Origin of the sequence: Streptomyces sp. NPDC041068, from assembly GCF_040647455.1 — a bacterium.
Classification (GTDB): Bacteria; Actinomycetota; Actinomycetes; order Streptomycetales; family Streptomycetaceae; genus Streptomyces.
This window is the reverse complement of record NZ_JBEZCG010000011.1, coordinates 77,479-91,772: the sequence shown is the minus strand read 5'-3', so window position 1 is coordinate 91,772 and position 14,294 is coordinate 77,479. Positions and strand designations below refer to the sequence as shown.

Sequence of the window (14,294 nt, the reverse complement as noted above, 5' to 3'; positions counted from 1 at the left end):
ATATCTCACCCGCCTGTGGCCATCGTGTGACGGAACCGGACGGTGTCCAGGTTCTTGGCCGCCTCCGCCAGGACCGCGGCGACGGCCGGGGCATCGGTGCCGATGATGTCGGTCCGCAGGTCGGCGTCGCCCGCGGCGATCCGGGTGGCATTGCGCAGCCCCTGCCCCGACAGCCGCAGCTGTGCCTCCTCGCCGTCCAGCAGCCTGGCGGCCGGGAGGCTCGCCACCAGGTGGCCGTCGGCGAAGCGCGCCAGGTCACAGCCCGCCTCGGCCGCCTGGCTCCGGGGGCGACCCTTCATGGCGGCCACGTCCGTGAAAAATGCGCCAGTTCGCGGTGCTGGTGTTGCGTGAGCACCTGCGCGGTACGGCCCGGCGGGACAGCGAGCACCGCCAGGGCGACGGGGGCGCGCGAGCTGTCCGCGACGCCCGCTCCCGGGCCCGCCGCGGTCCGCGCGGCCAGTGGGTCGCGGTCCAGCAGACAGGTGGTCACGCCCCGGGCCCGCAGGGCCAGGGCCACCGACGTACCGATCGGGCCGGTGCCGACCACGGCGACGCTACGCATCGGTGTCCCTTCTGCGGGCGTCCTCGTCCGGGGGCCGCGTGGCCGACCGCTGATCGCCGGGGGCGGGGGCGGGGGTGCGCAGCCATACGGCGGTGTCGGACGGCAGGTGGAGGTCGCGCAAGGGGCCGCTGGTGAGGAGGACGGTGTGCTCGGGCGGCAGGGCGACGGGCCGCTCGCCGAAGTTGACCACGCAGACCAGGTCGCCGCGTCGCAAGGCGAGGACTTCCGGGCCGCTGGGCAGCCACCGCATCGGGCCGTCGGCCGCGGCACCGACCGAGCGGCGCAGCCGCAATGCCGTGCGGTACAGCTCCAGCATCGAACCGGGGGTGCCGTCCTGGGCCTCGACGGTGAGTTCGGCCCACTGCTCGGGCTGGGGCAGCCAGGGTTCGGCGCCGCCCTGGGTGAAGCCGAACGGCGGGGCGGTGCCGGACCAGGGAAGGGGGACCCGGCAGCCGTCGCGGCCCGGGTCGGTACCACCGGAGCGGAAGTGGATCGGGTCGCGCAGCCGCTCCGGGGGGATGTCCTCGGCCTCGGGCAGGCCGAGTTCCTCGCCCTGGTAGAGGTAGACCGCGCCGGGCAGGGCAAGGGTGAGCAGGGCGGCGGCCCGGGCGCGGCGGGTGCCCAGGGCGAGGTCGGTGGGGGTGCCGTGGGTCTTGGCAGCGAGGTCGAAGGAGGTGTCGGCCCGGCCGTAGCGGGTGACGGTGCGGGTCACGTCGTGGTTGCACAGCACCCAGGTGGCGGAGGCACCGACAGCCAGGTGGGCGGCGAGAGTGGCGTCGATACGGGCGCGTAGCGGCCCGGCGTCCCAAGGGCTGCTCAGGAGGTCGAAGTTGAAGGCGGTGTGCAGTTCCTCGGGGCGCAGGTAGCGGGCGAAGCGTTCGGGGGCGTCGGGGAGCCAGATCTCGCCGACCAGGACGCGGGGATCGGGGTAGGAGTCGGCGATCTTCCGCCAGGAGCGGTAGATGTCGTGGAGTTCGTCGCGGTCGATGTAGGGGTGCGGCCGGGAGTGTTCGGTCAGGTCGGGCAGGGCGGGGTCCTTCGCCGAGGCGATCGCGGTGTCGATGCGCACCCCGGCGGCGCCACGGTCGAACCAGAAGCGGAGCACGGCCTCGTACTCGGCCCTGACCTGCGGGTGGCTCCAGTTGAGGTCGGGCTGATCGGGCGTGAACAGGTGCAGGTACCACTCGCCGGGGGTGCCGTCCGGGGCGGTGGTGCGGGTCCAGGCTGGGCCGCCGAACTCGGAGGTCCAGTTGTTGGGCGGCTCCTGGCCTTCGGGGCCCCGGCCGGGGCGGAAGTGGAACAGGGCGCGTGCGGGGCTGCCCGGGGGCGCGGCGAGGGCCGCGCGGAACCACGGGTGGGCGCTGGAGAGGTGGTTGGGCACGATGTCGACGAGGGTGCGCAGACCCAGGTCGCGTGCCGCGGCGATCAGCCGCTCGGCCTCGTCGAGGGTGCCGAGGTCGGGGTGGATGCCTCGGTAGTCCGCCACGTCGTAGCCGCCGTCGGCCAGCGGGGAGGGGTACCACGGGGTGAACCACAGTGCGTCGATGCCCAGTTGGGCCAGGTACGGCAGCCGGGCGCGGACTCCCGCCAGGTCGCCGGTGCCGTCGCCGTTCCCGTCGGCGAAGCTGCGCGGATAGATCTGGTAGATGACGGCGCCGCGCCACCAGTCGGCTCCGGGGCCCTGCTCGGTCGCGGAGGGTTCCCGGGCCGTCGTTGCCGTGGCCGCCATCGCCGTCGTAGCCGTTGGCGCTGTCGTCGTCCGGGCCGGGACCCCGGGGCTCGTCGGGGGGTTCACGGCGTGCCCGCCGACGGGCCCAGCCGTCCCAGGTCCACCGCCCACAGGCCGGGCAGGACGTGGTCGGCCGCGGAGTAGTCCAGGGAGCGGGTCAGTTCGGTGGGGACTGCGGTCACGGTGATCCCGGCGGCCTTCGCGGCGGTGACTCCGGTCAGCGAGTCCTCGAAGGCGACGCAGCGGGACGCCGGCACGCCGAGCCGGGCCGACGCCTCCAAGTAGACGGCGGGGTCAGGCTTTCTGCGGGGTACCTCGTCGCCGCCCACCACGGTGTCGAAGAACTCCTCGATGCCGAAGTGGTCCAGCCAGCGCCGCACCCACTGCGTGTCGGCCGCCGACGCCACCGCTACGGGCAGACCGGCGGCGCGCAACTGCTCCAGCAGGTCCCGTACGCCCGGCAGCAGCCGGATGTGCTCAGGGGTCATGAAGCGCTCCCACAGCTGGGACAGCCGCTCCTTGAGAGCGGCATGCGCGCGGGGATCGCTGTCGCCGGGGCCCGGGGAGGACGCGGGCCCCGGGGAATCCGGCGCGCCCGACGAGGCAGGGGAGTTCGCGGTGTCCAGGAGGATGTCGAACAGGCGCGGGTAGCCGTCGGGTCGGCCGCACACCTCCTGGGCCCATATCCGTGCGGGAAGGGTCGCGCCGTGCTCCTCGAACAGGGCGGAGCAGGCGAGGAAGTCTGGGCGTATGGAGTCGACCAGGATGCCGTCGTGGTCGAAGATGACCGCCTCGGCCATGGGGGCCGTGGGCAGGTGCGGGACGGCGGTGGCGGTGGCGGTGGCGTCGCTCATGGCGGTCACAGCTCGCGGATGACTCGGGCGGGGTTGCCTGCCGCGAGTACCTTCGGCGGCAGGTCCTTGGTGACGACGCTCCCGGCGCCCACCACGGTCTCCGTACCGATCGTCACCCCTGGCAGGACGGTCACACCGCCGCCGAGCCAGACCCGGTCCTCCAGGGTGATGGGCTTGGCGTACTCCCACATGCTGGTGCGCAGGTCGGGGTCGAAGGGGTGGTTGGCGGTGAAGAGCTGGCACCGGGGCGCGACGAAGACGTCCGCGCCGAGAGTGATGGGGGCGCAGTCCAGCATCATCACATCGAAGTTGACCTTCGTCCTGGGGCCGAACTCGATGAAGAACCCGAACTCGCACAGGAAGCGGGGCATCACCCAGCCCCCCGGTTCGATCCGGCCCAGGAGGTCGCCCAGGAGGCGCTCGCGGGTCTTGAAGTCGCTCAGCGCGGTGCTGTTGACCTTGTCCAGCAGGTCCATGCAGCGCTGGCGGTACGGGCGCAGGGCCGGGTCGGTGGCCGAGTACAGCTCACCGCCGGCGAGCCGGGCCTTGATCCGGGTCAGCTCGGCCGGTTCGAGGGTGGCCGCGGGCGCGGCCGAGGGCGGCGCCTCGGGGGACGTCGCCGCGGCGGGTTCGGGGTGTGCGGACGAGGTGGTGGGGTTCGTCGGGTTCATCGGGTGCGGGAGGTGCCTTTCTGCGTGCTGTCGGCCCGGCCGTTCAGCGGCGGTGGAGCCGGAGGGTGATCGGCCGGTGGTCGGAGGCCGCGGGCCGCGTCCCGTGCGGGTGCAGCCGGGGGTCGTCCACGGGCCGGTACGCGGCCAGGTCCCCGGCGAGGCCGGGGGTCAGCAGGAACACGTCGATGCGCCGTGCCGCTTCGCCGGGCGGATGGAAGCCGAAGGTGGGCGACCGGTCGCCGGTCCGGGCGCCCGCGTCGAGGAACAGCGGTTCCGGCGCGGCGTCGAGCAGCCGGTGCAGCGGTGCCCGGTCGGCGTGGTCCTCGCCGGGCATCGTGTGGTCGGCACGGCGGTGGCGGGGCACGGTGGACCAGTCCGGTTCCGCGTCGCCCGGCGGCACGGTGTTGGCGTCCATCGCCAGCAGCGTGGGGTGAGGAGCGTCGGGGTCGGCGTACCGGCGCAGGTGATCGGACTCGATGCGCCGGTTGGTCGCGCTGTACGGGTCCAGGTGGGCCACGACGAACCGCAGCGGGGCCGAGCGGCTCGGCAGCCGCAAGGTGGCGCTGCCGTGGCCGTGCCACTGGGCGAGGTCGGGCGCCGACTGCTCGACTTCGACCAGCTCGATGTCCCGCTGCCAGAACACGGCCAGGTTGCAGCCGGTCTTGGCGGGGAAGAGCACCCCGTCCATGCCGAAGGCGGCCTTGGCGTCCTCGAAGAAGGCGCGGTCGTCGAGGTCCCAGCCCCACCCCTCGGTGGTCATCAGTACCCGGGGCCGGTGGTCCAGGACCAGGTCCCGCTGGAGGTGCCAGCGCTCGTCACGGCCGTAGTAGCGGTCGACGCCCGCCTCGTAGAGGTTCCAGAACATCACCAGGTCGCTCGCGCCGGTCACGTCACCGTCGGTGCCGGGGCTCGCCCCGGGTGCGCCGGTGGGAGGCAAGGGCCTTTCGGGCAGCGTCATTTGATGCCCACGACCATGGACTCGGGGCCGTCCAGGTGCTCCACGTAGGTCTGCGAGAAGCCCGCCTCGCGCAGCCACGCCTGGCAGTCGGCGCCGGTGTAGTCGAAGCCGCCGGGGACCTCGGCGTGCATGATGAGGCTGAGGATCAGCCCGACGGCGTTGCTGCACCGCTCGTCGTCGATCAGTGTCTCGTAGACCAGCACCGCGCCCCCGTCCGGCAGCGCCTGGTGGGCGGCGCGCAGCAGCCGCAGTTTCTCCTCCCGCCCCCAGTTGTGCAGGACGTGTCCGAGGACCAGGACGTCGGCGGCCGGGAGCGGGTCGCGGAAGAAGTCGCCCTCCTGGAAGGTGACGCGGTCGGCGACGCCGAGGCGCGCGGTGTACTCCGCAAAGCCCTCCCGGGCCGGGGGCAGGTCGAATCCGACGGCGCTCAGGTGGGGGTGTCGGGCCAGGACGTGGCCGGGCAGCGCGCCCTCGGCGCAGCCGATGTCGGCCAGCGAACGGTAGCGCTCCCAGGGGAACTTCTCCGCGATGGCCTTGGCCGAGCCCATGCTCAGCGCGGTCATGTCCTTCTGGAAGGCGCGCACCGAGTCGGACGCGGCGTACATGGCGGCGTAGAAGTCCCGCCCGTCCTGGGCCTGGCACGCCGCCTGCCCGGTGCGCAGCACCTGCGTCAGGTCGTCGGCCAGTCCGGCGCACTGGGTGACGAAGCTGCCGCCGAGGTAGGTCGTGGGACGGTTCGCGTCCAAGTACTCCGCCGCCTCGGGGGAGTTGACGTACTGGCCGTCGGTGCGCACCAGCAGTCCGAGGGCGACCAGGGCGTCGAAGAAGTCGGCGGCGGGCCGGGGGTGCACTCCCAGGCGGTCGCGCAGTTCGGGGGCCGGCAGCGGATTCTTGGCCAGTTCGGTGAAGACGCCGAGCTCGACGGCGCTGAGCATGGTCTTGGTCTTCCAGTGGGCCCACATCAGGTCGGTGACGGGCTGCGGTGAGGTCATGGTGAGGTCTCCAGTTCGTGGTGGGGTGCCGGTCGCGGCAGGGCGGCGGGCCGGTGGGCCAGTCGGGTGGCGACGGCGACGGCCAGGCCGCACAGCAGCGTCAGACCGGTCAGGGACAGGGGGATCGCCGCCCAGCGGCCGGGGGCCGCCAGGCCGATCAGGTAGGGCAGAGCCGCGCTGCCGACGAGATTGGCCACCAGCAGCGCGGAGTTGACCCGCTCGGGCGCGGGCAGCAGGGCGTTCGCCCAGGCGAGCGTGGTGGGGAAGACCGCGGCCAGCGCCAGCCCGGCCAGGCCGTACGCCACCGGCGCCACGGCCGCGGCCAGGGTGGCGGCCAGTGCTCCGGCGGCGGCCAGCAGGCACACTCCGATCAACTGGGGGTGGCTCAGCCGCCGGGCCGCCCACGGCACCACCAGACGGCCGACGGTGAGCCCGGCCCAGAACAGCGCGGTGAACCGCGCCGCGTCGGCCGGGTCGTGCCCCAGGGCGCTCAGATGGGTCGACTCCAGCGCGCCGATCCCGGCCTCGACGCCCGCGTAGGCCAGCGCCATCAGGGCGAAGACGGCCAGCAGCGGCGCGGACGGGCGCCGGGAGGCGGTCTCGCCGGTGCCCTGTGCGCTCTCCCCGGCGGCCGTGGCCCGTACCAGCAGCAGCGACAGGGCACCGGTCACCAGCAGCAGCCAGGACACCCCGCCCCACTGGCCCACCAGCAGCGGGCCCAGCGTGGCTCCCGCACCGAAGCAGGCGTGCAGCACGTTGAGCAGCAACGCCGGGCGCGGCAGCGAGGGTTGAGCGAAGAAGGTGTTCAGGTGCAGGATCAGCCCGCCGTACCCGACCCCGGCGACCAGGGCGAAGGCGCACAGCAGCCACCAGTGCGGCGCCAGGGCCATCCCCGCGGTGCTGCCCGCGAAGGCTGTCAGCAGTACGGTCATCAGCGCCCGGCCCGGCAGGCGCCGGGCGCCCAGTCCGCAGCCGACGATGGCCAGCAGGGCGCCGAGGTTGTAGAGCACGACCAGTTCCGCGCCGCTGCCGTCCCCGAGCCCGTAGGCCGTCCGCAGCAGCGGCAGCGCCGCGCCCAGCGCCCCGGTGACCACACCGAGGAGCAGGGACAGCGCCAGCGCCGCCGCGATCAGCGGGCCGGGCCCGGCTGCCGGTGTGCGCCCGGTCACCGGCGGTCGCCCAGGGGGACGGGGCTCAGGCGCAGCGGGGCGAACCGGGCCGCGGCGGACGGGGAGAAGGGTGCCTGGACGAACGCGCCGAGCTGGAGCTGCGGTGCCGTGAAGCCGAGGAAGGTACGGACGAACCGCCAGTCCTCCTGCGGCTGTTGGCGGTAGAAGACCGCGTGCCGACGGCCTTCGCGGGTCACCAGCAGGTCGGCGGCGGGGCCGTCCAGCGCGGGTCCCATCGCCTCGTCGGACGCAGGGCGGGACAGGACGGTGACCACCGCCCAGCCCCCCGCCCTGGTCCGCTCCACGCACACCTTCAGCCAGCCGTCCTCGCCGTGCAGGGCCAGGCCCGCCGCGTCCCCGAACGCCGAGCCCTCGACGGTGATCCGCGTCCAGGCGGTGAAGTCTCCCTCGACGGGCCGCCGCAGCAGCGGCAGGGAATCTGCCTCGTACGAGCCGGGCAGGTTGTAGAGGTCCGCTCCCCCCGGCGCTTCGATGCGCAGCGAGTCTCCGGCGCGGGACCAGGACTGCGGTTGGCCCTGCCACCGCCAGGGGCTGGGGGCGTCGGCTCCGTCGCCGGGCCAGGGCGCGTCGGCACATCGCGTCATGGGGCTGTCATCCCGCCGTCGACGCTGATGGCCTGCCCGGTGACCTTGGTCGCCGCGGCCAGGTAGACCACCAGCTCCGCGATGTCCTTGGGGGTCTGGAACTCGCGCTGGGGGATCATCGAGCGCATCCGCTCCCAGCACTCGTCCTCGCTCTCGCCGGGGCGGACGAACTCCGAGAGCAGGTAGCGCCACATGTTGGAGCGGACGATGCCGGGGCAGACGGCATTGACGCGGATGCCGTCGCGGGCCACTTCCTGGGCGAGCGCGGCGGTGAAGCCGACCACCCCGAACTTGGCGGCGCAGTAGTGCGCGACCTTGGCGAAGCCAGAACGGCCCGACACCGAGGAGAAGTTGACGATGGCGCCGCCACCGGAGGCGCGCAGCAGAGGCAGGGCGTTCTTGGAGGACAGGAAGACCCCGTCGAGGTTGCCGGCCACCACGTGCTGGAACTCGGTCAGTTCCATCTTCTCCACCGGGCAGACGTGGGTGACGCCGAAGGCGTTGACCACCACGTCCAGGCGCCCGGCGTCCTCGGCCAGGTCCGCGTACAGCGTGCGCACCTGCTCCTCGTCGGTGGCGTCGGCCTGGGCCGCGCCGACCTTGAGCCCTTCCTCGGTCAGCCGGGCGGCGAGCTTCTGGGCGTCGGCGAATCCGGTGACCTGAGTGGACTGGTAGTGATTGAACTGCGAGGGCAGCTTGTCGGTGTCGGCCACCACGACGCGTGCGCCGCGCCGGGCGAGCTCTTCCACCACGGCCGAGCCGATGCCCCGGCCGCCGCCGACGACCAGCGCCACCTTGTCGGCGAAACCTGTTGCGAAGTCCATGTCTCTCATTCCTTTCCGGCGCCCGCGCCCACCGGTTGGGGCGCGAGGCGATAGGTCAGCGGCGGCAGTACCAGGGCGTCCAAGAGGCGGGGGAAGGCCCGGTAGTCGGCGAGGTTGCGGCCGGGCCGGTCCACCAGGTCGTGCAGCGCGGCCCGTTCCCCACGGTCCTGGTCTCCGTGGCCGGTCCGCGTGGCGCAGGCGTCCAGGGCGCGGTGCACGGCCTGGTCGCGGCGGCCGAAGAAGTCGGTGAACAGCCGCTCGGCCCGCTCCAGGGTCCGCTGCGGGTCGAAGCCGGTGCGGGCGGGCACGCGCAGGGCCTGGGGCAGCGTGGTGTCGTAGGCCAGGGCGTGTTCGTCCACGTCACCGGACAGGGCGCGCAGGAACGCTTCGTCCTGGAAGGGCGCCACGCTGCGCAGGGCGGCCGGGTCGTAGTCGCGGTCGAGCAGCTTGGCCGCAAGTACGTCCTCGTCGACCCGGCCCAGCGGCCCGACCCGGCTCATGGTGAACTCGCCGGCGGTGTCGAGTTCGGTGGGCACCAGGTTGCGGGCGGGCAGCAGTTCCACAGCGGGGCCGATGTCGGCGGCCAGCACCGGAACGCCGTGGGCCAGCGCCTCCAGCACCACCCGCCCCAGGGTCTCCCGGGAGGCCGTGCTGGGGAAGAGCAGCACGTCGATGCGGGCGAAGAAGTCGGCGAGCTGGTGTTGGCCGAGGATGCCGAGCAGTTCGACGGCGCCGGGCTCGACGCCCTGCTCCCCCAGGGCCGCCCGCACCGCGTCCGCCTCCCAGCGGGCGTGGTTGGGCTTGCCCGCGCACACCAGGCTCGCCCGGCCGCCGCTGTCGCGATGGCAGCGGGCGAACACGTTCAGCACCTGGTCGAAGTTCTTGGCCAGCGACAGCGCGCCGAGGTAGCCGATGCGCAGGGTCTCCCCCGGCCCCGGGGCGGGGGCGGGCTCGCTGCGGGGCAGCCGGTCCAGCATCGGGTAGGCCACCGCCGAGTTCTCCTCGGTGACGGAGGCGAAGTGGCGGATGTACAGGCGGCGGGTGTACTCGGTGGGAAAGAGCGCCAGGTCGCCGGGGCGGACCAGCGGCGCGCACAGCTCTTCCTGCGCCCAGTAGCCCGACCACAGCGCGGTGTGCACCTCGCGGACGATCCTGAACCGGCCGCCGGTGCGCTGCCGCCAGAGGTGGTAGAGGAAGGCGTACGGCCCCGACCCGGCGTAGACCACGTCGCCCGGCCCGGCGGAGGCGACGCTGTCCGGCCCCTGGGCCAGGTCGTGCCAGGTCACGGGCTGGCGGCGGGTCAGCAGCTCGGCCATCTCACGGTGCATCAGGATGGCGCCGTCGACGATGCCGTCGGTGTCCGGGGCGCGGTAGTCATGCGTGTGCAGTCGCATGCGCGCCCTCCTCGATGCCGTCGGCCGCGGTGAGCTCGGCGCCGTCGGGCCACTCCCCCAGGCCGCGCAGCAGCTCGCCGAGCTGCTCGGAGCTCATGCCGTGCAGCCGCAGCTGCCGGTCGTGCACGCTGTTGGCGATGTCCTGGCGTACGCCGTGCACCTGGGCGGGGAGCAGGTACTTGGTGCGCAGCCGCTCGCCGAAGCCGCCGTGGGCGCCGTTGTACTCGACCGTCAACAGGCGTCGGCAGCCGCCGAGTCGGGCCAGGGTGGCGCTGTCCAGGTCGGGGTCGAGGGCGGCGCAGTGCAGATGCGGGATGCCCAGCTCGCGGTTGGCCTCGGCGATGAGGACCCCGGCGTAGCCGAAGGTGACCACGGCCGCCTGCGGCTGCTCGTCGCCGGGCGGGGTGAGCCAGGTGCCGCCGTCCACGTCGGCGGCACAGTCGGCCGCGGGCGGGTCGAACTTGGCGTCGACGGCGCTGATCACATGGGTGGTGTCCGGGTGCTGGTGCAGGCGGTCCAGGCAGGCGGCGAACTCGGCCGCGGTGACCGGCTCGTACACCCGGGTGTTCAGCAGCTGGCCCAGCAGGTTGGTGGCGTTGTGGGCGCCGCCCCACGCTCCCCAGCTCCGCCCGGCCAGCACCAGCAGGTTGCGGACGCCGGTGGTGGCCTCGGTGAGCATGCTCAGGGAGTCCATGTAGTACATCGCGTCGGTGGCGACGACCTTGACGGTCTCCTCGGGCAGGGCCAGGGTCAGCCCCAGGCTGAGCGTCTCGGCGAGCCCGGTGTTGGTGTAGGGGACCTTGCCGCGCAGGCCGAAGCGGGCCGCCATGTCGGCGGTGAACACGGCCAGTTCGCGGCCGGTGCGCTCCTGATGGGCGGCCAGGGCCGTGCCGGCGGTGTTGGCGAAGGACACCTTCGCCGGACGGCTGGTGGCCGGTGCGGCAGAGGCGGCGGGCTTGAAGCTGTGATCGCCCTTGCGGGTACGGCACACCAGCGCGGCGGAGGTCGGCGCGGCCAGCAGCTCGCTCAGGGAGCCGCGGACGGTTGCGCTGTTCAGGCCGTCGACTTCCTCGACCCGGCCGAGGTAGCTGGCCAGGTAGCCACGGCTGAGCGGTTTCAGCAGCGGCTCGATGCCCTTGTCGTTGGTGTCGACGACGAGGATCAAATTGTTCAGGTCCGCCTCGTGGGCGAAGCGCAGGCACTCGAAGACCACGCCTTCTTGCAACTCGCCGTCGCCGGCCAGGCAGACCACCTTGCGGTCCTCGCCACGGCGGGCGAGGTCCCAGGCGAGGCTGACGGCCTGGGCCACGCCGACCCCCAGGCTGTAGCGCATGGTGTTGGTGAAGCCGAGGTCCTGATGGACGACGCCGGTCAGGCCGCCTTGGTGGAGGGTGGCCAGCGGCGCGAACGGTAAGTCGCCACGGACGTAGCGCTCGGCGTAGAAGGCGGGGGCGATGTGCCCGCGCCCGACGATGAGTTCGGCCGGGGCGGGTCCGTCCTCGGGTACCAGGCCCAGCTCGAAGCAGGCTTGCACCATCGGCAGGGAGGACAGGTTGCTCTGGTAGTTGCCGGACCCGGCTATCTCGTGCATCCGCAGCAGCACCCGCGCGCTGTCGCCGTAGAGCCTCTCGGGTACGGCGGCGGCCAGTTTGCGCATGCTCTCCAGCAGAGGGCCGCTGTAGGCGCCCGCTTCGAGCTCGGCGAGCTCGCGGCGCACCACGGCGCTCTCCTGCTCGGTCAGACGGGGCAGCGCGGCGGTGGCCGGGCCCTCGATGAGGGTGCGCAGCGCGCTCATCGGGCCGCCCCGCAGACCTCGTCCAGGGCTTCGCCCAGAATCCGCAGCGTTTCGTCCGCCTCGGCCTCGGTGGTCACGAACGCGGGGGCCAGCGTGATCCAGTCGTCCTGGCCGCGCAGGATCAGGCCCCGCTTGAGGCAGGCCCGGGCGACCCGCTCGCCGATCGGGCCCTGCCCGGTGCCGCCGTCGGGGCCGGTGAGCTTGGCGCCGTACAGCAGGCCGATGGCGCGCAGGGTGCCGCGCCCGTCGACCAGTCGTCGCAGCCGGGGCTCGATGTACTGGGACAGGTTCCGCACCTTGGTGAGGTAGTCGCCGTCGTTGAACAAAGTCACCGCGGCCAGGCCCGCGGCCGAGGCCAGGGGGTTGGCGGCGTAGGTGTGGGAGGGGGCGAAGGAGCGCGGCCCGTCGGCGTCGCCGAGGACGGCGGCGACGTGCTCGCCGATCAGGACGGCGGCCAGCGGCGCGTAGCCGCCGGAGATGCCCTTGCCGACGCACATCAGGTCCGGGGTGACGCCGAAGGCCTGAGCGGCGAAGGGGTGGCCGGTGCGGCCGAAGCCGGTGACGATCTCGTCGAAGACGAGCAGGACGTTGTGCCGGTCGCAGATCTCGCGGAGGCGGCCGAGGTAGTCGGCCGAGGGGATGGCCATGCCCCGCAGGTGGATCACCGGTTCGATGACCAGGGCGGCCACCGAGTCGGGCCCCTCGGCTTCGATGGTCCGCTCGATCATCTCGGCGGCCAGCGCGGCGGACCGGTCGGCCTCCACACCCCAGAACTCCTCCAGGCAGTCCGGCGGCCAGACGTGGACGACGCCGGGCAGGCCGGGGCCGAAGCGGCTGACGTCGGGGCGGCCGGTGAGGCTCAGCGAGCCGAAGGTGGCGCCATGGTAGCCGTGGTAGTGGCTGAGCACCTTGACCTTGTCGGGGTTGCCGTGCGAGCGGTGGTACAGCCGGGCCAGCCGGATGGCGGCCTCGACGCTCTCCGAGCCGCCGTTGACCAGCTTGGCGGCGGTGATGCCGTCGGGCGCCAGGTCCACCAGGGCCTGGGCGAGGTCGAGGGCGGCTTGGTTGGCGCCGTGCAGCGGGGGGTTGAACGGCAGGGTGTGCAGCTGCTGCTGGACGGCCTGGGCGATGGGCCCGCAGTCGTAGCCGAAGCAGGTCACGAACACACCCGACATGGCGTCCAGGTAGCCGCGGCCGTCCGCGGCGGTCAGGCGGACGCCCTTGGCGGAGGTGAAGAGGAGGGAGTCCTCGGAGTGGGGGACCTCGAAGCAGTAGGCGGACAGGTCGGTCGGCCACGGCGACGCCGCGGTCTCCTTTGCGGTCATGCGGGAACTCTCTCTGTGCGGGAAGGAGTGATCAACGAAGGTTGATACACCGGCGACGAAAGAAGCTGACGAGTCGTCAGATTTCGTACGGGGACGGGCCGGACGCCCTACACGACGCGGGCGCGGAGGCGTCCGGAGCGGTGAGCAGGTGGTGGATCTCCAGCCTGCGCGCCGGTGACAGGAGGTCGAAGTAGCCCAGCCACACGGGGCTGAGGATGTTCCGTTCCAGGATGTCCTTGGCGATATCGACGATCACGGGTAGCGCGTGGGCCATGAGCAGCGGCATCAACAGCCGTTCCTCACCCGGCCGCAGGAGGCCGCGGGCCGTCGCGGCACCCCGGAAGGCGGCGAGCGAGCGGCGCCGCCGGTCGGGGTCGGCCACCCGTCCGGCCGCCTCGGCCAGCCAGGCCAGGTCCAGGAGCCGGTCGCCGAGGTGGACGTTGTCGAAGTCGAGGACTCCTCGGACGCGCGGCTCACCGGTGGGGCCGTCGTCGGTGAGCAGGAAGTGGTGATAATGCAGGTCGCTGTGGACGACCGCGGGCCTGGCGACGGGCTCCCCCACGGCGGGGACACCGGTGTGACGCAGCAGGTGCCCGCCCGCGACCGTCTCGCGCAGCGCCGTGGCCGCCGCACGGTGCCAGTCGTCCTCGCCCTGCTCGGCCAGCGGGAGCAGCCGTTCCTCGGCGTCCTTGAGGGCCGTCGGCCAGTGCTCCTCCTCGACCAGCCGGGGCAGCGGTATCCGCGCAAGCTCCCGTGCCACCGGTGACGGCAACTGGTCCAGGGCGGTACGCAGATCCAGCCCGGCGCGTACCACCTGCTGGGCCTGGGCGGCGGTGAACCACACGGCGGAGGAGCCGTCCAGGCGGGGGTTGAGCTCGCAGACCAGGCCCTGGCACCACACGCTGGTGGCGCCGTTCAGCGCGGGCACGGCCTCCGGGACGGGCACGCCCAGGTTCCGGCAGTGCGCCGCGATCCGCTCCTTGAGCGGGTAGAAGCGGCGCTGCCGGGCGGCGTCGGGGTTCAACTGCACCTTGAGGACATGGCTGTTGCCGGGCAGGTCCACGTGCCACAGACCGGCGGTGTGGGTGAGCGGCGCGGCGCCGTCGGCCGAGAACGGGCGGACGGGCAACCCCGCCCAGGGCTCGCCCCAGCCCGCCGCCAGCACCCGGCGCACCCATTGCGCGCTGCCGGGCAGCGCGTCACCCGGCGCCGGGAGGTCGTCCCGGTCCTGCTCAGGCCGTTCGTGACTGTGCATGTCGTCCCTGTTCGCGAGGTGGTTTCGGCCACCACTCCACCCCACCCACCGGGCCGTGGGCCAGATCCAGAGGGTCTCTTCCACGGGGCAGTTGCCGCTGCCCCACCGACGGCGCTTGCCCGCCGACCGCCCCGCACAAAATGCCCCCGCGCCGGGAGCCG

At 73.1% G+C, this 14,294-nt stretch carries 14 protein-coding genes; all 14 read right to left on the bottom strand.

What is annotated here, in order from left to right; genetic code table 11:
- Nucleotides 1-5 precede the first annotated feature (5 nt).
- The 14 genes from AB0B50_RS25265 to AB0B50_RS25200 all read right to left on the bottom strand — a co-directional run bounded on the left by AB0B50_RS25265 (nt 6) and on the right by AB0B50_RS25200 (nt 14,133).
- A complete protein-coding gene (locus tag AB0B50_RS25265) occupies nt 6-299 on the bottom strand; it encodes a hypothetical protein (RefSeq protein ID WP_362336131.1) in 294 nt (97 codons plus the stop codon).
- Nucleotides 296-562: an FAD-dependent oxidoreductase gene (locus AB0B50_RS25260; RefSeq protein WP_362336128.1), complete on the bottom strand. Its 267-nt coding sequence runs from the start codon at nt 560-562 to the stop codon at nt 296-298. Before AB0B50_RS25260 ends, AB0B50_RS25265 begins: the two co-directional genes overlap by 4 nt.
- Entirely contained in the window at nt 555-2,291 is a 1,737-nt protein-coding gene (locus AB0B50_RS25255) for a glycoside hydrolase family 13 protein (protein ID WP_362336125.1), read from the bottom strand. The genes AB0B50_RS25260 and AB0B50_RS25255 overlap by 8 nt, the downstream gene beginning before the upstream one ends.
- Nucleotides 2,292-2,353: 62 nt before the next feature.
- Complete coding sequence (locus tag AB0B50_RS25250; protein WP_362336123.1) at nt 2,354-3,145, bottom strand: HAD-IA family hydrolase; 792 nt, start codon at nt 3,143-3,145, stop codon at nt 2,354-2,356.
- 5 nt (nt 3,146-3,150) lie between these two features.
- On the bottom strand, nt 3,151-3,816 hold the full coding sequence (locus AB0B50_RS25245) for a sugar O-acetyltransferase (protein WP_362336120.1): 666 nt from the start codon (nt 3,814-3,816) through the stop codon (nt 3,151-3,153).
- Nucleotides 3,817-3,859: 43 nt separating this feature from the next.
- A complete protein-coding gene (locus AB0B50_RS25240) occupies nt 3,860-4,774 on the bottom strand; it encodes an endonuclease/exonuclease/phosphatase family protein (protein ID WP_362336117.1) in 915 nt (304 codons plus the stop codon).
- Nucleotides 4,771-5,766: a methyltransferase gene (locus AB0B50_RS25235; protein WP_362336114.1), complete on the bottom strand. Its 996-nt coding sequence runs from the start codon at nt 5,764-5,766 to the stop codon at nt 4,771-4,773. Before AB0B50_RS25235 ends, AB0B50_RS25240 begins: the two co-directional genes overlap by 4 nt.
- The gene (locus tag AB0B50_RS25230) at nt 5,763-6,935 is read right to left on the bottom strand and encodes an MFS transporter (RefSeq protein WP_362336111.1); all 1,173 of its coding nucleotides are present in this window, start codon (nt 6,933-6,935) and stop codon (nt 5,763-5,765) included. Before AB0B50_RS25230 ends, AB0B50_RS25235 begins: the two co-directional genes overlap by 4 nt.
- A complete protein-coding gene (locus tag AB0B50_RS25225; protein ID WP_362336108.1) occupies nt 6,932-7,540 on the bottom strand; it encodes a DUF1349 domain-containing protein in 609 nt (202 codons plus the stop codon). The genes AB0B50_RS25230 and AB0B50_RS25225 overlap by 4 nt, the downstream gene beginning before the upstream one ends.
- The gene (locus AB0B50_RS25220) at nt 7,537-8,364 is read right to left on the bottom strand and encodes an SDR family NAD(P)-dependent oxidoreductase (protein WP_362336106.1); all 828 of its coding nucleotides are present in this window, start codon (nt 8,362-8,364) and stop codon (nt 7,537-7,539) included. Before AB0B50_RS25220 ends, AB0B50_RS25225 begins: the two co-directional genes overlap by 4 nt.
- Nucleotides 8,365-8,369: 5 nt before the next feature.
- The gene (locus AB0B50_RS25215) at nt 8,370-9,758 is read right to left on the bottom strand and encodes a glycosyltransferase (protein WP_362336103.1); all 1,389 of its coding nucleotides are present in this window, start codon (nt 9,756-9,758) and stop codon (nt 8,370-8,372) included.
- Entirely contained in the window at nt 9,739-11,553 is a 1,815-nt protein-coding gene (locus AB0B50_RS25210; protein ID WP_362336100.1) for a 1-deoxy-D-xylulose-5-phosphate synthase N-terminal domain-containing protein, read from the bottom strand. The genes AB0B50_RS25215 and AB0B50_RS25210 overlap by 20 nt, the downstream gene beginning before the upstream one ends.
- Entirely contained in the window at nt 11,550-12,878 is a 1,329-nt protein-coding gene (locus AB0B50_RS25205; protein WP_362336097.1) for an aminotransferase class III-fold pyridoxal phosphate-dependent enzyme, read from the bottom strand. The genes AB0B50_RS25210 and AB0B50_RS25205 overlap by 4 nt, the downstream gene beginning before the upstream one ends.
- Before the next feature lie 76 nt (nt 12,879-12,954).
- Nucleotides 12,955-14,133 (bottom strand): aminoglycoside phosphotransferase family protein, encoded by a 1,179-nt coding sequence (locus AB0B50_RS25200; RefSeq protein WP_362336095.1) that lies wholly within the window; start codon nt 14,131-14,133, stop codon nt 12,955-12,957.
- Between the last annotated feature and the right edge of the window lie 161 nt (nt 14,134-14,294).